This window comes from Emcibacter sp. (assembly GCF_963675455.1).
Taxonomy (GTDB): Bacteria; Pseudomonadota; Alphaproteobacteria; order Sphingomonadales; family Emcibacteraceae; genus Emcibacter.
This window is the reverse complement of sequence record NZ_OY776217.1, coordinates 945,990-965,000: the sequence shown is the minus strand read 5'-3', so window position 1 is coordinate 965,000 and position 19,011 is coordinate 945,990. Positions and strand designations below refer to the sequence as shown.

General features: G+C 55.7%; 16 protein-coding genes (1 of these 16 cut by a window edge). 5 read left to right on the top strand and 11 right to left on the bottom strand.

The window, feature by feature from the left end; all coding sequences use genetic code 11:
- The 3 genes from ACORNT_RS04420 to ACORNT_RS04410 form a co-directional block, all read left to right on the top strand.
- Nucleotides 1-505 carry the final stretch of a M23 family metallopeptidase gene (locus ACORNT_RS04420; protein ID WP_321395863.1) on the top strand. The gene continues 947 nt to the left of window position 1, outside the view, so the window shows 505 of its 1,452 coding nt (coding positions 948-1,452); its start codon lies beyond the left edge, outside the window; it ends in the stop codon at nucleotides 503-505.
- 157 nt (nucleotides 506-662) lie between these two features.
- Nucleotides 663-1,055: a hypothetical protein gene (locus tag ACORNT_RS04415; protein WP_321395861.1), complete on the top strand. Its 393-nt coding sequence runs from the start codon at nucleotides 663-665 to the stop codon at nucleotides 1,053-1,055.
- The gene (locus ACORNT_RS04410; protein ID WP_321395858.1) at nucleotides 1,048-2,604 is read left to right on the top strand and encodes a methyl-accepting chemotaxis protein; all 1,557 of its coding nucleotides are present in this window, start codon (nucleotides 1,048-1,050) and stop codon (nucleotides 2,602-2,604) included. The genes ACORNT_RS04415 and ACORNT_RS04410 overlap by 8 nt, the downstream gene beginning before the upstream one ends.
- A gap of 81 nt (nucleotides 2,605-2,685) precedes the next feature.
- On the opposite strand, the gene clpB is transcribed toward ACORNT_RS04410, so the two are convergent.
- The 10 genes from clpB to ACORNT_RS04360 form a co-directional block, all read right to left on the bottom strand.
- On the bottom strand, nucleotides 2,686-5,265 hold the full coding sequence (clpB, locus tag ACORNT_RS04405; RefSeq protein WP_321395855.1) for an ATP-dependent chaperone ClpB: 2,580 nt from the start codon (nucleotides 5,263-5,265) through the stop codon (nucleotides 2,686-2,688).
- Between the two features lie 136 nt (nucleotides 5,266-5,401).
- Complete coding sequence (locus ACORNT_RS04400; protein WP_321395851.1) at nucleotides 5,402-6,073, bottom strand: DUF4167 domain-containing protein; 672 nt, start codon at nucleotides 6,071-6,073, stop codon at nucleotides 5,402-5,404.
- A 199-nt stretch (nucleotides 6,074-6,272) separates the two neighbouring features.
- Nucleotides 6,273-7,148 (bottom strand): peptide chain release factor N(5)-glutamine methyltransferase, encoded by an 876-nt coding sequence (gene prmC, locus ACORNT_RS04395; RefSeq protein WP_321395849.1) that lies wholly within the window; start codon nucleotides 7,146-7,148, stop codon nucleotides 6,273-6,275.
- A gap of 13 nt (nucleotides 7,149-7,161) precedes the next feature.
- Nucleotides 7,162-8,241 carry a peptide chain release factor 1 gene (prfA, locus tag ACORNT_RS04390; RefSeq protein ID WP_321395847.1) on the bottom strand — a complete coding sequence of 360 codons (1,080 nt, stop codon included), beginning with the start codon at nucleotides 8,239-8,241 and terminating at the stop codon, nucleotides 7,162-7,164.
- A 52-nt stretch (nucleotides 8,242-8,293) separates the two neighbouring features.
- Nucleotides 8,294-9,544 (bottom strand): histidine--tRNA ligase, encoded by a 1,251-nt coding sequence (hisS, locus tag ACORNT_RS04385; RefSeq protein WP_321395844.1) that lies wholly within the window; start codon nucleotides 9,542-9,544, stop codon nucleotides 8,294-8,296.
- 18 nt (nucleotides 9,545-9,562) lie between these two features.
- Nucleotides 9,563-10,693: a flavodoxin-dependent (E)-4-hydroxy-3-methylbut-2-enyl-diphosphate synthase gene (ispG, locus tag ACORNT_RS04380; protein ID WP_321395843.1), complete on the bottom strand. Its 1,131-nt coding sequence runs from the start codon at nucleotides 10,691-10,693 to the stop codon at nucleotides 9,563-9,565.
- Between the two features lie 127 nt (nucleotides 10,694-10,820).
- Entirely contained in the window at nucleotides 10,821-11,750 is a 930-nt protein-coding gene (locus tag ACORNT_RS04375) for a helix-turn-helix domain-containing protein (RefSeq protein ID WP_321395840.1), read from the bottom strand.
- Nucleotides 11,751-12,032: 282 nt separating this feature from the next.
- A complete protein-coding gene (gene ptsP / locus ACORNT_RS04370) occupies nucleotides 12,033-14,300 on the bottom strand; it encodes a phosphoenolpyruvate--protein phosphotransferase (RefSeq protein ID WP_321395837.1) in 2,268 nt (755 codons plus the stop codon).
- Between the two features lie 69 nt (nucleotides 14,301-14,369).
- On the bottom strand, nucleotides 14,370-15,383 hold the full coding sequence (locus ACORNT_RS04365) for a nitronate monooxygenase (RefSeq protein WP_321395834.1): 1,014 nt from the start codon (nucleotides 15,381-15,383) through the stop codon (nucleotides 14,370-14,372).
- Between the two features lie 34 nt (nucleotides 15,384-15,417).
- Nucleotides 15,418-16,635: an aspartate kinase gene (locus ACORNT_RS04360; RefSeq protein WP_321395831.1), complete on the bottom strand. Its 1,218-nt coding sequence runs from the start codon at nucleotides 16,633-16,635 to the stop codon at nucleotides 15,418-15,420.
- Nucleotides 16,636-16,784: 149 nt separating this feature from the next.
- On the opposite strand from ACORNT_RS04360, the gene ubiG reads away from it, so the two are divergent.
- Nucleotides 16,785-17,555, top strand: coding sequence for a bifunctional 2-polyprenyl-6-hydroxyphenol methylase/3-demethylubiquinol 3-O-methyltransferase UbiG (gene ubiG / locus ACORNT_RS04355; RefSeq protein ID WP_321395827.1), 771 nt, complete (start codon nucleotides 16,785-16,787; stop codon nucleotides 17,553-17,555).
- Nucleotides 17,556-17,567: 12 nt separating this feature from the next.
- Nucleotides 17,568-18,380, top strand: coding sequence for a formate dehydrogenase accessory sulfurtransferase FdhD (fdhD, locus tag ACORNT_RS04350; RefSeq protein ID WP_321395824.1), 813 nt, complete (start codon nucleotides 17,568-17,570; stop codon nucleotides 18,378-18,380).
- Nucleotides 18,381-18,386: 6 nt separating this feature from the next.
- Here fdhD and mobA read toward each other — a convergent pair whose 3' ends face one another.
- The gene (mobA, locus tag ACORNT_RS04345; RefSeq protein WP_321395821.1) at nucleotides 18,387-18,986 is read right to left on the bottom strand and encodes a molybdenum cofactor guanylyltransferase MobA; all 600 of its coding nucleotides are present in this window, start codon (nucleotides 18,984-18,986) and stop codon (nucleotides 18,387-18,389) included.
- Nucleotides 18,987-19,011: the final 25 nt, after the last annotated feature.

The following is a 19,011-nucleotide window of genomic DNA, read 5'->3' as shown; positions in this document are numbered from 1 at the left end:
GAAAACCCCCATAGAAGGCGCCCGGCTGACCAGCCGCTATGGCAGCCGCAAACATCCGGTCCTGGGATATACCCGCATGCACAAGGGGCTGGATTTCGGCGCCCCGACCGGCACCCCGATTCTGGCCGCCGGCGACGGTGTGGTGGAACGGGCCAGCCGCTACGGCAGCTATGGCAACTATGTGCGCATCCGCCATAACGGCACCTACCAGACCGCCTATGCCCATATGAGCAAATACGGCCGGGGCATTAAAAAAGGTGCCAAGGTCAAACAAGGCCAGGTTATTGGCTATGTCGGCGCCACCGGCCGGGTCACCGCCCGCCACCTGCACTATGAAGTAATGATGAACGGCAAACAGGTTAACCCGCTGGCCCTGAAAATTCCCACCGGCCGGAAACTAAAGGGGGCCGACCTGGAAAAATTCATCCAGGTGGCCGGCAATATCGATCACGAGATCAATCTGCAGAAAAACCACATCCTGCTGGCCTGGCACAGACAGGACTGAGTCGGCCTTCCCCGATACTGAACTACCTGCCAGGGAGTAAAAATTCGCCTCCCGGAATGAAATTGTCCGATAATGCCTCCCAAAACCTGCCCCAGAACCATTTCTTAACTATTTACGGTCATTCTAATATAGACGTGAAATGGCAGGTTAAGAATATATGTCGATACAACAACATACGAACAGCGACCGTCGGGTCCGTGGCAATAGTAAATATGGCCCGGCCCTGTTATGTTTTTCTGCATCCCTGCTAGCCCTGATTTTTGTAAAACTGTCCCCTGCCGACAACCGCGAACTGGCCGTGATATTTCCTGCGGGTTACAGCCTGGAGGACAGTTTCCGGCAGACCAGCACCAGTGGCGCCTATGTCACGGGCGTCGGCACCTTTGACAATATCGTCCATTTCAGAATACCCGACCAGACACAACGTCAGCGAACCCTGGACCAGCTGTATAAGGCCGGCGCACTGGTCGTTATCAATCCTTTTGGTGCTGCCGGCTGTTTTGCCCGCACTCCCGCCACGTTACCAAAGAAAGTTATAAAATATGCTTGAACTGGAAAATTTAAGAGTAAAAACATCCACCTATTTCCTTGGTATCCTCTGGATGATGACACTGGTCGTTATGGTGACCGGACTAATTCTGGACCCCAGTGGCTGGATTTTCTGCAGCCTCGCCAGCCTGCTGATCTCCGCCGGTGCCACTTACCTGTGGAAACAGGCGCCGGGTGACGTCGCCTACCGCTATTATACGACAGTCGCCCTGGTTGCGATTCTCAGCTTCTGGCTCTATGAATTTACCGGCCACCCCTGGCAGATCGACATCCATATGAGCTTTTTTGCCGCCCTCGCGCTAACGGCCATCTATTGCGATGAAAAAACAATTCTGATTTCCGCCGGCACCATTGCCACACATCACCTGCTGCTGAATTTCATCATGCCCTCAGCCATCTTCCCGGACGGCGCGGACTTTATGAGAGTGGTTCTGCACGCCGTGATCGTCGTGGTGGAAACCGGCTTCCTGTTTCTGCTGACCAAGGAGCTGGCCCATGCCTTCAGCAGCGCCGAAGACGCTATTACTGCGGCACAGACTGCTGCCGAACAGGCAAGCCAGGCGAGCGAGGAAGCCAGCAAACTGGCGGCCAAGTCGGAACAGGCCCTGGAAGCCCTGAGGGAAAGCCAGGCCGAGGCCCAACGCCTGACCTCGGAACAGGAAACACTCCAGCAGCAGGCGGCGCTGGACAACCGCAAACGTCAGCAGGAACTGGCCGACCGGCTTGAGCATGCCATCAAGGAAGTCTCCGCCGCCCTCGTGGCCTCTGCCGAGAACCTCAGAAATGATGCCAATACCCTGTCCAGCCTGGCCACCGAAGAGGAAACACTGTCCTCGGATGTGCGGCGCGCGGCAGAAGCAAGCTCCGGTAATATCCAGAGTGTCGCCGCCGGAGTGGAAGAACTGTCCAGCTCGATTCGTGAAATCACCCGTCAGGTTTCCCATACCTCCAATATTTCCGGTCAAGCCGTGAAGCAGGCCCAGTCCACGACCAATACGATCCAGTCGCTGGCTGACCAGACCCGGAATATCCGGGAAGTGCTGGACCTGATTACGGATATTTCCAACCAGACCAACCTGCTGGCGCTGAACGCCACCATCGAGGCCGCCCGCGCCGGTGAAGCCGGCAAGGGATTCGCCGTTGTGGCCAATGAAGTGAAATCGCTGGCCGATGAAACCGCCAAAGCCACCGAGCAAATCGATGCTCAGATCAACAACATGCAGGTGGCAACGGCAGAAGCCGTGTCTTCCATTGAGGAAATTTCCAAAATTATTTCCCAGACCAACGAAAGCGCCGACGTCATCAGTTCGTCAATTGAAGAACAAAATGCCGCAACCAATGAAATTGCCAGCAATGCCCAGAGCGCCTCGCAGGGCACCCGTGACACAACTGACAATATCGGTCGCCTGCATGAAACCGCCCAGAAGACAAAAGGCTCTGCCGACAAGGTCATGACCATCTCCGGCCAGCTTGGCGAACAGTCCAATACCCTGTCGCATGTGGTGGACAATCTGCTCAGGGAACTGCGCAGTGAGGCTGCCGCCGGATGATATAATCGCCGGTCGACGAATGAGAATCAAAAAGGCTCCCGAACCGGGAGCCTTTTTATTAAGTCATGAGTGCTTCACGGACTACACAGATATTTCCAACCCGTCTGCGCCAGCCGTCACATGGACGGTGGAACCGTCGTGGACCGTGCCGTCAAGGATCCTGTTGGCCAGGGCATCCTGCAGGTTGCGCTGAATCACCCGTTTCAGCGGCCGAGCCCCGTAGACCGGGTCATAACCCGCATGGGCAAGCCAGTCGAAGGCGGTCTGGTCCAGGTCCAGGGCAATCTTGCGTTCGGCCAGTTTGGCTTTCAGGCGCTTCAACTGGATTTCCACAATGCCGTGCATATGTTCGCGGCCAAGCCGGTGGAACAGGGTAATTTCATCAAGACGGTTGAGAAATTCCGGCCGGAAAGCGGACCGGACGACGTCCATCACCTGGTCGCGCACCTCTTCCACATCAGCCCCTTCCGGCTGATCGGCCAGAATATGGCTGCCGAGGTTGCTGGTCAGGATGATCAGGGTGTTCTTGAAATCCACAGTCCGCCCCTGACCATCGGTCAGACGGCCGTCATCCAGCACCTGCAACAGCACATTGAAGACATCCGGGTGAGCCTTTTCCACCTCGTCAAACAGCACCACCTGATAGGGCCTGCGGCGCACGGCTTCTGTCAGGACGCCGCCTTCTTCATAACCCACATATCCCGGAGGCGCGCCAATCAGACGGGCCACCGCATGCTTTTCCATGAATTCGGACATATCGATGCGGACCATGGCATGTTCGTCATCAAACAGGAACTGAGCCAGGGCCTTGGTCAGTTCGGTTTTTCCGACACCGGTGGGCCCGAGGAACAGGAACGAGCCGATGGGCCGGTTTTCGTCCTGCAGGCCGGCACGGGCACGACGGACCGCGGCGGCAACCGCCTTGACGGCTTCATCCTGGCCAATCACCCGACGTCCGATCCAGTCTTCCATCTGCACCAGTTTTTCGCGTTCGCCTTCCAGCATCTTGTCCACCGGAATACCGGTCCAGCGGCTGACGACAGAGGCAATATCCTCGTCACTGACTTCTTCCTTCAGTAACTGATTCTCGGCCGCTTCGCCCTGCTCGGCTTCACTCAGCCTTTTTTCCAGTTCAGGGATGGTGCCATACTGCAGTTCCCCGGCCTTGGCCAGGTCGCCGGCGCGCTGGGCCTGCTCCAGTTCCAGACGGGCGTGATCCAGCTGTTCCTTGATCTGCTGATCACCACTCAGGCGATCCTTTTCCTTCTGCCACTGGGCGGTGATCTCGGCGGACTGCTGTTCCAGTTCGACAAGTTCCTTTTCGAGCTTTTCAAGCCGGTCGCGGGAGGCTTCGTCCTTTTCTTTCTTCAGGGCCTCGCGCTCGATCTTGAGCTGGATAATGCGCCGGTCCAGTTCGTCCAGCTCGGCAGGTTTGCTGTCCACTTCCATCTTGATCTTGGAAGCGGCTTCATCAACCAGGTCAATGGCCTTGTCCGGCAGGAAGCGGTCGTTGATATAGCGGTTGGACAGGGTCGCCGCCGCTACAATTGCACTGTCGGTGATACGGATCCCGTGATGGAGTTCGTATTTTTCCTTCAGGCCACGCAGGATGGAAATGGTATCCTCCACTGTCGGCTCACCGACCATAACCGGCTGGAACCGCCGCTCGAGGGCCGCGTCTTTTTCCACATATTTACGATATTCATTGAGTGTGGTGGCCCCGATGCAATGCAGCTCACCCCGGGCAAGCGCCGGCTTCAGCAGGTTGGAGGCATCCATGGAGCCTTCCGCCGCACCGGCGCCGACAATGGTGTGCATCTCGTCGATAAACAGTACGATCTCGCCCTCGGCAGCCTGCACTTCCTGCAGCACGCCTTTCAGGCGTTCCTCGAATTCACCGCGATATTTCGCCCCGGCCACCATGGCGCCCATATCCAGGGCCATAATTTTCTTCTGGCTCAGCGAATCCGGCACATCGCCATTGGCAATACGCAGGGCAAGTCCTTCCACAATGGCGGTCTTGCCCACACCGGGCTCGCCGATCAGGACCGGATTATTTTTGGTGCGGCGGGAAAGCACCTGGATGGTACGGCGGATTTCCTCGTCCCGGCCGATCACCGGATCAAGTTTGCCATTCCGTGCCGCAGCGGTCAGGTCCTGGGCATATTTCTTCAGCGCGTCATAGCTGTCTTCGGCGCTGGAGCTGCCTGCGGTGCGCCCCTGGCGAATTTCATTGATCGCTGTATTAAGGTTTTGAGCGGTCAGTCCTGTGGTCTTGAGGATGTCAGCGGATTTCGTACCGCTGGCCAGAGTGAGCGCCAGAAGCAGGCGCTCAACCGTGACATATTCATCGCCGGCCTTTTTGGCCAGTTCCTGAACACTTTCAAACAGGCGCGCTGTCGCCGGGTCCATATAGAGCTGACCCGCGCCACCGCCTTCCACCTTGGGATAACCCGAGACTTCCTTTTCCACCGCCAGCAAAGCCTGTTTGGCATCCGCGCCGGCTGCCTGCATCAGATTTGCGCACAATCCTTCCCGGTCTTCCAGAAGAACCTTGAGAATATGTTCCGGTGTAAATCTTTGATGACCTTCCCGAAGCGCCAGATTCTGGGCGCTCTGGATAAAACCTTTGCTGCGGTCTGTATATTTCTCGAAGTCCATTCTTTAAAAACTCCTTTATTTCTGATCAGTTCACATATGATGTGACTTTTCTGCAACACAAGGGCCGGGGTCAAAATTTTACCATAAAAAAAGCCGGATGTAACATCCGGCCTTTCATATAGGGATCAATGAGGAGTTATTCCGAAACCGGCTGATCGCTCGGCTCTTCTTTCTTGCGCCGGGGGCGACGGACCGGTTTTTTCTCCGCCTCCGCTGCCTGGGCTTCTTCCGGAGCCGCCTCCGGTTTTTTGCGGGTTCTGGTCGGCGGGCGGCGTTTTGGTTTTTCATCCGCCTGCTCATCCCCCAGATCCAGGCTCAGCACTTCGGCTTCAACATCCGTTACGCTGCTATTGTCGTCATCCCGGGAAAGCGAGCTTGCAGCGCTTTTTTCCGATGCCAGATCATTTGCTATATCGACCACATTCGCCTGGTTTTCAGCGGCTTCTTCAGCCCTGCGTTTCTGTTCTTCTTCCCGGGCGGCCTGGGCGGCAGCTTCGCCGGCAGCATGTTCTGCATAGATGCGGTAATAATGATCGGCAAACTGGGACAGGGATTCAGAAATCATGCGGTCACTGGCGAACATCTCACGCGACAGCGTCTTGTATTTTTCATAAAGCTGCTTCGCATTACCACGCTGTTTCCCCATGGGGCCGTGACTATCCACCTGACGGGTTGCCGAATTGCCCTGCGGCTGGGAACCGCGCCCGCCGCCTTTCCGGCCTTTGTTGCTGCTCTTGCCCCGTTGCTGCTGATTGTTGTTAGGTTTTGCGTTCTGACGACCGCGGCGTGGATTCTGAGTTTGTTTCATTTAAATACACTACCAAGGTCCGGATTTACCGGTACCTGTCACGAAGTTGGCCGTCTTCAAAAAGACGACATATATTTGATTTTCAGATTTTGTGGGGTTTATATACCGGTATTTCCCGCACCGGATTTCTTACTGCCCTCAGGCAACGCCTTACACTACCCCGGCCAATCCCAAATGCCAAGAAGCTTTTGCATTTTTTTCAGGGTTTCCAACAGATACACCGGTCCAGTCCCGCCAGATCCTTGAATATTTCAACGGCGGAGGCGCCGGCGTGACGCAGAATATTCTCCAGATCAGAGGCCTGTCCGGCACCAATTTCAAAAAGAATAAAACCATTCGGCTGCAGGAATCCCGGCAACTGTTCAATCAGTTTACGATAATCATCCAGCCCCTCTTCACCCGAATAAAGGGCCTGTTCAGGCTCATACAGTCGCACATCCGGCGGCAGGCTGGCCTGTTCAGACAGGGCGATATACGGCGGGTTCGACAGGATAATGTCGAATTTTTCCGCCGGATTCAGGGCTGTGGTCCAGTCGCTTTCATAAAATGTAGTCCTGTCGGAAAAACCGAGCCTCTCGGCATTTTCCCGGGCCACATCAAGGGCCGCAGGGGAAATGTCAACGCCGATGCCGCGGGCCCGCGGCAGTTCGCTCAGAAGCGCAAGCAGCAGACAGCCGCTGCCTGTCCCGAGGTCCAGTATCCGCAGGGGCGCCGTCCGGTCCTTTATCCTGCCGAGGGCTACTTCTATCAGCGTCTCGCTGTCGGGCCGCGGTGTCAGCACATCCCGTGTAACTTTGAAGGACAGGCTCCAGAACTCCTTTTGCCCGAGGATCTGGGAGACAGGCTCCCTCTTTACCCGCCGGTTTAGAAGTTGATCAAACGCCTCACCTTCGTTATTAGTCAGGACCCGGTCCTGCTGCAGGTAAATATCCATGGGGGCACAGCCGAGAATATGGGCAAGCAGCAGCCGGGCATCCAGTTCCGCGGTTTCAATGCCGCATGCCTCAAGACGCAGCCGGGCCGATTTCAGCCGGAAACGAACATTATTTTTCTCTGAAAAGTCCATTGACGTCATGACGCGGGCAGGATCAAAGCTGCATTTCGGCCAGCTTGGCCGCCTGGTCTTCGGTGATCAGGGCGGAAATGACTTCCTCCAGTCCTTCGCCTGCCAGAATCTGCTCCAGTTTATAGAGGGTCAGGTTGATCCTGTGGTCGGTCACCCTCCCTTGCGGAAAATTATAGGTGCGAATGCGTTCCGACCGGTCGCCGGAACCGATCTGGCTTTTGCGGTCAGCCGCCCGTTCCGCATCCCGTTTGGCCCGTTCCGCATCATAAATCCTGGCCATCAGGACTTTCATGGCCTTGGCTTTGTTCTTGTGCTGTGATTTTTCATCCTGCTGACTGACGACAATGCCGGTCGGGATATGGGTAATTCGGACCGCACTGTCGGTGGTGTTCACCGACTGGCCGCCGGGGCCACTGGCCCGAAACACGTCAATACGCAGGTCCTTGTCATCAATCTGGATATCCACATCCTCCACCTCGGGCATGACCGCCACTGTCGCGGCAGAAGTGTGAATTCGCCCCCCGGTCTCGGTTTCCGGCACCCGCTGCACCCGATGCACCCCGGATTCATATTTCAGCCTGGCAAAGACTCCCTTGCCGCTCACATTCACCACAACTTCCTTGAAACCGCCCACATCACTTTCGGAGGCGTTCACCACTTCATATTGCCAGCCCTGGGCCTGGGCATAACGCTGATACATCCGAAACAGGTCACCGGCAAACAGCGCCGCTTCATCGCCACCGGTACCGGCCCGGATCTCGAGCAGGGCATTCTTGTCATCGTCAATATCCTTGGGCAACAGCAGAAGCTGCACCTGATGCTCAAGCTCGGGCAGTTTCCCGTTCAGTTCCGGCAGCTCCAGTTCCGCCAGTTCCCGCATTTCCGCATCGGTGTCAGGATCATTGAGCATATCCTTCAGATCGCTGATTTCCTGCAGCAGGGAAATATATTCCCGTGCCGTTTTCACAATCGGCGTCAGGTCACTATACTCGCGGGAGATTCTGACAAAATCGTCAGAACCAAGATCGCCGCCGCCTGACATAAGATGTTCCAGTTCCTCATGACGGGTGATCAGCTGGTTCAGTTTTTCCTGTGGTATCATGGTCTTCTTATCCTGTTTTTCCTTGGTCTTCGGGTCGGTCAAGAAAAACAGGCTAGCGATATTGCATCAGATGGTCCGAAACCCGTTCCAGATCAATTTCCGCTTGCGATCCTTCGTCCAGATCCTTGACAGTGACTTTGCCCCGGGCAAGTTCATCACTGCCCATCAGAACGGCAACCGCGCTGTCCAGCTTGTTGGCCCGTTTCATGCGTTTACCTACATTGCCCCGATAACCCATGTCGACATTATAGCCGTCATGGCGCAAATCCCGGGCAAGTTTCAGGGCTGCACTCTGGGCGTCCGCGCCAACCGGCACAATGGACACGGGACGCATGACTTGCGGTATATGGTTGCCGGAAACCATTTCTGCAAGGCGTTCAATTCCGGCGGCCCAGCCGATCCCGGCCGTTGGCGGTCCGCCCATGATTTCAATCAGTCCGTCATAGCGCCCGCCGGCCAGGACGGTACCCTGGGCGCCAAGCTGGTCGGTGGTAAATTCAAACGCCGTATGGCTGTAATAATCAAGGCCGCGCACGAGCCGGGGATTAACCACATAGCTGATTCCCAGGACATCAAGCCCATCACAGACCTGACGGAAGAAGTCGGCAGAGGTGTCGTTGAAATAATCCTGCAACACCGGCGCACCGGCCACCAGTTCCCGGTCTCCTTCATCCTTGCTGTCCAGAATTCGAAGCGGGTTTTTTTCCAGCCGGCCAAGGCTGTCTTCACTGAGCCGGTCCTTGTGATCAGAGAAATAGGCCACCAGGGCGTCCCGATAAGCATGGCGACTTTCCACATCACCCAGAGAATTGATTTCCAGGGTGATATGTTCCATCAGGCCGAGTTCGGTCAGAAGATCCACCGCCAGCGCCAGCAGTTCGATATCCGCCTGCGGTTCCGGTACACCCAGGATCTCAACATCAATCTGGTGGAACTGGCGCATCCGGCCCTTTTGCGGCCTCTCGTAACGGAACATGGGGCCGTAGCCGTAGAATTTGAGCGGCAGATCCTGCTGCAGACCGCCGGAAATAAACGCACGGGCAATACCGGCTGTATATTCCGGCCGCAGGGTCAGGCTTTCCCCGCCCCGGTCCTCGAAAGTGTACATTTCCTTGGACACAACATCGGAAGTTTCGCCGAGCGTCCGCTTGAAAACTTCGGTAAATTCAAAAATCGGCGTGGAAATTTCCTCATGGCCATAGCGTTCCGCCACTTTGATGAAACAATCCGTAATATATCGAAAGGCGCGGGCCTGATCACCTAATATGTCGTGAGTCCCGCGCACCGGCTGGAGACGCGCCACCTGTATTCTCCTTGATTTTTAAGATGCCTGCTCGACAGAAACGCCTTGTTCTTTTTCCGCTTCCAGTTCCGCAGCTTTTTGTTCTACCAGTTCGACGATATGATCCACAATATGGTCATCGTCAATTTTATGATCGGTCACCCCGGACAGGTAAACCATATGATTGCCATTACCGCCACCGGTCAGGCCGATATCCGTCTCCCGGGCTTCCCCCGGGCCATTGACCACACAACCAATGATGCTGAGGCTCAAGGGTGTGGAGATATGCTCCAGCCTTTTTTCCAGGGTTTCCACGGTTTTGATCACCGGAAAAGCCTGACGCGCACAGGACGGGCAGGATACAATCCGCACCCCCCGATGCCGCAGGTCGAGGCTTTTCAGCATTTCGAATCCGACCTTGATTTCCTCCACCGGGTCCGCTGACAGGGACACCCGGATGGTATCGCCAATCCCGGACCACAGCAGCATGCCCATGCCGATGGAGGATTTCACCGTTCCGCCGCGCAAGCCGCCAGCTTCTGTAATGCCCAGATGAAGCGGATAATCGCAAGCCTCCGCCAGCCCCTGATAGGCGGCAACCGCCAGAAACACATCAGACGCTTTCACACTGATCTTGAATTCCCGGAAATCATTGTCTTCAAGGATCTTTGCGTGTTCGAGGGCGCTTTGCACCATCGCTTCGGGGCAGGGTTCGCCAAACTGTTCCAGAAGATGTTTTTCCAGAGACCCCGCATTGACCCCGATGCGCATGCTGCAGCCATGATCCTTGGCCGCCTGAACCACATCCCGAACCCGCGCCGCCGAGCCGATATTGCCCGGATTGATGCGCAGGCAGGCGGCGCCGGCTTCCGCTGCCTCGATCGCCCGTTTGTAATGAAAATGAATATCGGCCACGATCGGCACGGTCGACTGGCGCACGATTTCCTTCAGGGCCGCCGTGCTTTCCACATCAGGACAGGATACACGGACAATGTCGGCGCCTGCTTCTTCCAGAGCCCGGATCTGGTTCATGGTCGCTTCGACGTCATGAGTCAGGGTGTTGGTCATGCTCTGAACCGAAATCGGCGCATCTCCGCCAACAGGCACATCACCCACCATAACCTGGCGGCTCTTCCGGCGTAATATATCGCGATAGGGACGTACACTCATGTCATTTATCCGGCCATTATCCTGCGCGTTGGGCAGGCTTTGTCAAATTCGGCCTAAACATGCGCAAAAAGCGGCCCGATTTCAAGGAGAAAGGGCCGCCATAGGGTAAGCTTTCGACTTTTTTTGGTTAAGGCGTGAGCAATGCCGTCTTCTGCAACAGCCTTTTCTGGTCCAGAGCCAGCTCCGTCACGATCTGTCCATAGTCCCCCAGCGGTGAGATGGCCACGTCTCCCACAAACAAAGACAGGGCAGACGCATTGCTGGTCATCAGGGTTAATCCCTTGCGATCAGGCGCGAAAAACTCCTCGCCCTGTTGCACGACCCGGTCGAACAGGATTTCACCTTCAGGGCCGGAGATCCTGACCCAAATGTCGGATGCCGCGGTCAAACGGATACGGTCACTGACCACCGCTGTTGCCTGCACATCTTTCTGGTCCACATCACCGGTATGAGCCGTTGCCTGCTGAACCAGGGTAAATTTCGGACCCTCTTCGACCTTTGCTTCGACAACTTCCGCCACCGGGGCAGGCTCTGTGCCCGCCGCAACTGTTTGACGACTGGCCTCGGGTGCTGAGGCTGATGCCATGGTCAGATGACCCAGATCCTCAAGAGCGATCAGCTCCTGCCGGACCGTATCATCGCCAAAGGTCATCCCGACACCGAGCATAATAACCAGCGAAAGGCCGCCGATGGATGCGGCAATATTTCGCGGCAGAGCCGCACGCTGCGGCACTTCCGGAAATACCAGTTCCACTTTTTCTGAAGCGCCTTTATATTCAGCCTTGAACTGGCTGACAATCGACGCCGCGTCAAGGCCCAGATAGGTCGCATAGCTTTTAAGAAAGCCGCTGGCGTAACAGGCTGTCGGAAAAGCCAAGAAATTATTCTGTTCCAGTGCCTCAAGAAGATGTGGCCGGATGCACAAGTCCCTTGCCACCTGTCCCAGATCGATCAGCCCGCGGGACTTCCGGGCATCAGACAACAGGCTGCCTACATCAGGGTTATTTCTTTCCCCTGGTCCTGTTGTAATTTGTTCTTCCCCTGTCATAACCACCATTCTATCCAATCAAATTTACAACCCCGTCGCCGGTCAGCAACGGAGGGCTTCTTGACTTGTCGTTCCCGGTGTAGGAATGCCACCCCTTTGAAAACCGATATAAATAATAGCCTGCCCGACTTATTATTTGGTTAATTTTATATCTATTTTCTTTATTCCCTCAATTTGTTAACTGTTTGTTAAGGGATATCCCGAAAGTGAAGCGTGGATTAATGTTGAGAGTCAATAAAAAAGTGCAACTCCCCGGCCTGAAACATGATTTCCGGTCAGATTTAACTAAAATTACTTGATTTCGATGCCGTGGTCCTTGGCAAATGTCAGAATGTCGTTGCGGACTGAATGATCTGAACGACTCAGCAAACCCTGCATATATTCCTGCAGCTGACCAAGGTGCAGACTGCGGATCATCATCTTGACCGGCCCCACTGATGCCGGCGCTATTGACAACCGTTTCAGGCCGACACCAAGCAATCCCAGCGCCGCAAGAGGCTTGCCGCCGAGTTCTCCGCACAGAGTCACCGGCACATCATATTCGCCACATTTGTCGATGATAAATTTCATCATGCTGAGGGCGGGCGGCGACAACGGATCGTAACGATCGGCGAGTTTCGGGTTTTCCCGGTCGCAGGCAAAGAAGAACTGCATCAGGTCGTTGCTGCCGATGGAGACAAAATCCACCAGCGGCAGCAAGGTATCCAGCTGCCACAGCAAAGACGGGACTTCCAGCATGGTTCCCACCTTGACGGTTTGAGGCTTTTTCTTGCCGAACCGGTCGAGCCAGCCAAGCTCCTTGTCCAGAATCGACCGGGCCGCCTTAAATTCGCTTACATCCGCAATCATCGGGAACATGATATTGATATCCCGTCCTTCGGCCGCCAGAAAAAGGGCGCGCAGCTGATACCGCAATAGCGCCGGCCGGTCGAGGGAGATGCGCATGGCCCGCCATCCCAGTGCCGGATTGGCTTCCTCATCGCGTTTCAGAAAAGACACCGGCTTGTCACCACCGATATCAAGTGTCCGGAAAATCACCGGCTTGTCCCCCGCCATATCCAGAATGGATTTGTAGAATTCCGCCTGGATATCCACCTTGGGCATGGTCGCACTGACCATGAACTGGAATTCGGTCCGGAACAATCCAACCCCCTTGGCGCCGGTTCGCTGCAGGCCGTCCATGTCAACCGTGAGGCCGGCATTGATAAACAGATCGATTTCCACGCCGTCCAGGGTAACGGCCCTTTTGTCCCTGAGGGCCTCGTAGCTGGCCAGCAGTTCGGCCCGGCTTTTTATATTGTCCTGATAGCTTTGCAGAATTTCCGGCAGCGGGGAAAAATAAACAATGCCCTCGACGCCATCCACGATGACTTTTTCGCCTTCCTGCACATGCAGCAAAGCTTCCTCTACCTGACCCACCATCGGGATGCCAAGGGCCCGGGCAACGATGGCGACATGGGCGGTTGCCGCCCCCTGCTGCAAGATAACCGCCTGAAGCTTGTCCCTGTCATAATCCAGAAGTTCAGCCGGTCCCATGTTCTGGGCTACCAGGATCACGTTATCCGGCAGGTTGTCGGCCGCCGCAGTGCCGGATTTGCCAACAAGATGACGGATCAGGCGATTGGACAGGTCATCCAGATCGCTGAGCCGTTCCCTCAGGTAGGGGTCATCCGTCTGTTGCATGCGGCTGCGATTATCCGTCTGGATACGTTCCACCGCTGCTTCAGCCGTCAGGCCAGTCTCAATGACTTCGGAAATCTTGGCCTTCCAGCCCTTGTCCCGGGCAAACATCTTGTACACATCCAGGATCTCGCGATGTTCGCCATGATGCCGGAAATCCTCCGCTGACATCATGTCGTCGATCTGGCCGATCAGGCTTTCCAGGGCCGCATCCAGCCGTTTCAGTTCCTCCCCGGAATTGCTGGACAGGTGATGTTTGACCTCTACCTTGGGCTCGTGCAGGACGGCCTGTCCTTCCGCCAGGCCCTCGGAAAAGACGACCCCTTCAAAGCTTGGCGTCGCTGCCCGTTCCAGGGTGCCTTCCGGTTGCTCAAGCGGATCAAAAAGTTCGCCGCCGGCCACCAGTTCCGCCAGAACCATGGCCACGGTCTGCAGAACTTCCACCTCTTCTTCTGAATATTGCCGCAGGGTTTTGTTCTGGATAACCAGCACGCCGGCCACATTGCCGGCCCTGAGAATCGGCACCCCGAGGAAGGAATGATAAATTTCCTCACCTGTTTCCGGGCGGTAAACGAATTTTGGATGGTTCTGGGCATTAGCCAGGTTGAGCGGGATACCAGTGGCGGCCACATGCCCCACCAAGCCTTCACCCACATGCAGCCTAGTGGTATGAATCGCCGTTTCCTTGAGGCCTTCGGTGGCAAACAGCTCAAGCATTTCCCCGCCGCGCAGGAAATAAACAGAACAAACTTCCGAGACCATATTCCCCGCGATCAGGCGCACCAGCTGATTCAGGCGCACTTCGGCATTGCCGGTGCCAGCCATAATCTGGTGTAACCGTCTTATCAAAAGACGCGGTGCACTGCTTGCGGGGGTCATATGCCCTCCTTTGCCATTGCCCGAGAACCGGATGGGTCTGATCCGGTTCTCAAATTATATGGGAATGTATTATTTAATTGCCAGATGTGATGCGGCCTGATGAACAAGCTCTTCGATGATTTCCCTCGCTGGCTGTATGCTTTTTACCATCCCTACACTCTGCCCGGCCATGATGGAGCCTCCCTGGACATCTCCATCAATTACTGCTTTTTTCAATGCCCCCGCCCAGTAATGCTCAATAGCCAGCTGGGCTTCCTTCATATCCAGATCACCCGCCTGGTATCTGTTTATCACATCCTGCTGGGTTTTCATAAAATCTTCTGTGGCTTCGTTCTTCAGCGCCCGGACAGGAATGACCGGAAAACGGGGATCAAGCTGCACAGACGCGACCGCATCCCTTGCGTTACCTTTAATAAAGGCCTGTTTGAAATTGTCGTGAGCGATTGATTCCGCAGCACAGACAAACCGGGTGCCGAGCTGGACTCCGGCCGCACCCATTTCCAGATAAGCTGCAATGGTTTCCCCGCGAGCGATCCCGCCCGCCACGAACACGGGTACTTCACTTATATAGGGCAGGATTTCCTGAACCAGAATAGAGGTGGACACCGGACCGATATGGCCGCCGGCCTCGGATCCTTCGACCACCAGCGCATCGACGCCGGAACGGACCAGTTTCTTGGACAGCACAAGCGCCGGCGCAAAACAAATCACCCTGGCGCCGCCGTCCTTGATTTTCTGAATGGCGCCACCCGGCGGAATACCCCCGGCCAGAACCACATGTCCCACCTGATGCTGAAGTGTCACATCGATCAGTTCGTCAAGGGCCGGATGCATGGTGATCAGGTTGACCCCGAACGGCTTGTCGGTCATGGCCCTGGTTGCGGCAATCTCGGCATCGAGAAGATCCGGGGTCATACTGCCGCAGGCAATGACGCCAAAACCGCCCGCATTCGACAGGGCCGAAACCAGATTGCGCTCAGACACCCAGCTCATGGCGCCGCCAAGAATGGCATATTCGGTCCCAAGGAATTCCCTTCCCTGTTTCCAAAGCTCGTTTAAGCGCTCGAGTCCGTTATTGCTCATCTTTTTTGCCCCCGCCAGGTATACTGTTCAGTCTTTATTCGCCATCAAGGCCGTAGGCTGTGTGAAGTGCCCGGACCGCAAGTTCGGTATACTCAGAATCAATCAGAACGCTGATCTTGATCTCGGATGTCGAAATCACCTGAATATTGATGCCTTTGTCGGCCAGGGTCTGGAACATGGTCGCGGCAACGCCCGCATGGGACCGCATGCCAACGCCGATTACGGAAATCTTGACAACATCGGCATCTGTAATAAGCCGTTCATATTTAATATCCGGTGCATTTTCCAGGATCTTTCTGGCCTTATCCACATCCCCCTGGGGAACGGTAAAGGTAATATCGGTTTTCTGGCCGTCCTCGGACTCATTCTGGATGATCATATCCACATTGATGTTGCCCTCGGCAAGCGGACTGAAGACATCGCCAGCGATGCCCGGTGTATTGTCCACACCCACCAAAGTTATCCTTGCTTCATTGTTGGCATAGGCAATGCCGCTGACGACTTGTTTTTCCACGATCTCATCCTCATCAACCACCAGTGTACCCGGTGCATCCGTAAAACTGGAAAGAACCTGAACCCGCACGCCGTGGTTCATGGCCATGGCCACGGACCGGGTTTGCAGGACCTTGGCCCCGAGCGAGGCCATCTCAAGCATTTCCTCATAGGTAATTTTATCAAGTTTGCGCGCCTTGGGCACAATACGGGGATCGGTGGTAAAGACACCTTCCACATCCGTATAAATGTCACAGCGATCCGCATCCAGTGCCGCAGCAAGGGCCACAGCAGAAGTGTCGGAGCCACCGCGGCCAAGGGTCGTAATCCTGTTGTCCGGGGCAATGCCCTGGAAACCGGCCATCACACAGACCACATCTTCGTCCAGACGGGCCCGCATGGTTGTAGTGTCAATGTCCTTGATACGGGCGGCGCCATGCACATCATCTGTCTTGAACGGCACCTGCCAGCCAAGCCAGGAACGGGCCGCAACACCCATATTCTGCAGGGTCAGGGCCAGAAGACCAGAGGTAATCTGTTCGCCGGCAGCAACCACCGTATCATATTCCCGGGCATCATGCAGGGGTGAGGCGTCCTCTACCCATTTGACCAGCTGATCCGTTGTTCCGGCCATGGCGGAAACCACCACCGCGACCTGGTTGCCGGCATCAACTTCTTTTTTTACGCGGCGGGCTACATTCCGTATCCTGTCCAGATCGGCTACGGAGGTTCCGCCAAATTTCATAACAATTCGTGACATCACTCAAACCTGGTTACGCCTCTTGCGGGGCATTCGACAAAAATCGCGCTATACATATACGTTTATCCTTGCTTGAAGCAAGGCTTGAGTTAGATATACTGTGTAAATTGTGGTTTTTTTATAACATTATGACCAAAGGACTCTCTCCCATGGCGGTAAATACGGGCGAACATGATCAGGCTTCCCGGTCAAAATCGGTTGATCCGGGGGAAATCGCCAATTTTTCCGCACTTGCCGCCACCTGGTGGGATCCCGAGGGCCCCTTCAGACCGCTGCATAAAATGAATCCCGTCCGGCTTGAGTTCATCAAAACAGCCCTCTGCACCCATTTCAACCGGGATGTCACCGCCACCGATGCCCTCAAAGACCTGCGCATTCTGGATATCGGATGCGGCGGCGGGCTGCTGTGTGAACCGCTGACCCGCCTCGGGGCACAGATGGTCGGCGCCGACGCTTCGGAAAAAAACATCAAAACCGCCCTGGCCCATGCCGAGGACAGCGGTCTCGACATCGACTATCGCAATATCACGGCCGAGGAACTGGCCGATGCCGGTGAAAGCTTCGATGCTATCCTCAACATGGAAGTGATCGAACATGTGGCCGACATTCCATCCTTCCTGGACGCCTGTCATGCTCTTCTGAAAGACGGCGGCTGCATGACCCTCTCCACCATCAACCGGTCAACGAAAGCCTGGCTGATGGCCATTGCCGGCGCCGAATATATCCTGCGCTGGCTGCCGGTCGGCACCCACGACTGGCAGAAATTCCTCAAACCATCCGAGCTCAGCCGCAGCCTCCGGGATTGCGGTTTTAAAACCAACGATATCAAGGGTATGGTTTATAGCCCTTTCAGCGGCAGCTGGTCGCTGGATGATCATGATTTCTCGGTCAACTATGTTGCCCTGGCCGAAAAGGCCTGATCGGCGGGCTGGATGACAGATTTTCCCACATACCGAAGCCTTTCCGCCAAAATCTGGTCGCCGGTGGAGAAAATCATCGCCACCCGCCGGGATATTGCCTGCGAGATCCCGGTTTCAATCGAATATAACTGTGCATCCTATGCGGTGATGATGGTCACGCCGGCTGACCTCGCGGATTTTGTTTTCGGCTTCAGCCTGACCGAAGGCATCATCGACAGGGCCGATGACATCATCGGCCTTGATATTCACCAAGTGGAACAGGGCATCGTTGCCGCCATCGAGATCAGGGAAAGTTGTTTCGAGAAACTGGAAGACTTCAAACGCCAGATGGCGGGACGGACCGGCTGCGGCCTGTGCGGCGCCGACCGGCTGGAACATGTCATCCGGCCCCTGCCGCCAGTGCCTGAAAGTCAGCCTTATACAGCAGCCGTTATCCATCAAAGCATGAAAAAACTTCGTGATCACCAGCCGCTGAACCGGGCCACCGGCGCCGTCCATGCCGCCGCCTTCTGCGACCGGGCGGGAAATATTCTGTCCGTGCACGAAGATGTGGGCCGCCATAACGCGCTGGATAAAATCATCGGCCATCTGATGCGGGAAAACATCGATCCGCTCAGCGGTTATGTTCTGGTGACAAGCCGCTGCAGCTTTGAAATGGTGCAGAAATGCGCCAGTGCCGGCCTTCCGCTGATCGCCGCCGTTTCCGCCCCCACTGAACTGGCTATCGACCTGGCCGATCAGACCGGTGTCAGCCTGGTCGCCCTGGTCCGGGACGACAATATGAGTGTCTATGCCGATACCAGGGAAAGACTGATCAGGAAATAGAGCTTGTCAGCCCAGTAATTTGCAAGCTCTCGCCAGATCTTCCGGCGTATTTATATTCATGAAGGGATCTGGCGTTTCATCCCAGACAACTTTTGTGTGTTTCTGCCGGACAAGCCAATCCATTACCTTCCGTCCGCCGCCGTCCAGATATTTTTCCAGGTCTTCAGCAAGGGACACATGCCAAATCCCCATCACCGGATGAGCCCGCTCAAAAGATTGCGCAACGGCAATGTCGGCTTCCTCCGCACAAACTGCTTCATAAAGTTGTCTGGCGTAATTTTCCGGCACAAAGGGAACATCACAGGCAAAAGACAGAAGATAGTCATATCCCCGGTCCTGCGCCATCTGCAGCCCGGCCAGAATACCGCCAAGGGGACCAGTATCAGCAAGGGGATCCCTGATAAGAGGCAACCCGCAGAAGAACAGTTTCTCAGGATCGCCGTTATAATTCATCACAAGCTCAGTTACCTGCGGCAAGGCCCGCTCCGTCACCCGCTGCAACAGGGTGATGCCCCCCACCGGCAACAGGAATTTGTCCCGGCCGCCCATGCGCCGGGATTGGCCGCCGGCCAGTATACATCCAAGAATTTGATTTTTTCGGCTCATGAATATCAGCTTACCCCGAAGCGGG

Coding starts and splice junctions, on each gene's coding strand:
- ACORNT_RS04415 (WP_321395861.1), top strand. CDS start 663: ATGTCGATACAACAACATACGAACAGCGACCGTCGGGTCCGTGGCAAT.
- ACORNT_RS04410 (WP_321395858.1), top strand. CDS start 1,048: ATGCTTGAACTGGAAAATTTAAGAGTAAAAACATCCACCTATTTCCTT.
- clpB (WP_321395855.1), bottom strand. CDS start 5,265: ATGGACTTCGAGAAATATACAGACCGCAGCAAAGGTTTTATCCAGAGC.
- ACORNT_RS04400 (WP_321395851.1), bottom strand. CDS start 6,073: ATGAAACAAACTCAGAATCCACGCCGCGGTCGTCAGAACGCAAAACCT.
- prmC (WP_321395849.1), bottom strand. CDS start 7,148: ATGACGTCAATGGACTTTTCAGAGAAAAATAATGTTCGTTTCCGGCTG.
- prfA (WP_321395847.1), bottom strand. CDS start 8,241: ATGATACCACAGGAAAAACTGAACCAGCTGATCACCCGTCATGAGGAA.
- ispG (WP_321395843.1), bottom strand. CDS start 10,693: ATGAGTGTACGTCCCTATCGCGATATATTACGCCGGAAGAGCCGCCAG.
- ACORNT_RS04375 (WP_321395840.1), bottom strand. CDS start 11,750: ATGGTGGTTATGACAGGGGAAGAACAAATTACAACAGGACCAGGGGAA.
- ptsP (WP_321395837.1), bottom strand. CDS start 14,300: ATGACCCCCGCAAGCAGTGCACCGCGTCTTTTGATAAGACGGTTACAC.
- ACORNT_RS04365 (WP_321395834.1), bottom strand. CDS start 15,383: ATGAGCAATAACGGACTCGAGCGCTTAAACGAGCTTTGGAAACAGGGA.
- ACORNT_RS04360 (WP_321395831.1), bottom strand. CDS start 16,635: ATGTCACGAATTGTTATGAAATTTGGCGGAACCTCCGTAGCCGATCTG.
- ubiG (WP_321395827.1), top strand. CDS start 16,785: ATGGCGGTAAATACGGGCGAACATGATCAGGCTTCCCGGTCAAAATCG.
- fdhD (WP_321395824.1), top strand. CDS start 17,568: ATGACAGATTTTCCCACATACCGAAGCCTTTCCGCCAAAATCTGGTCG.
- mobA (WP_321395821.1), bottom strand. CDS start 18,986: ATGAGCCGAAAAAATCAAATTCTTGGATGTATACTGGCCGGCGGCCAA.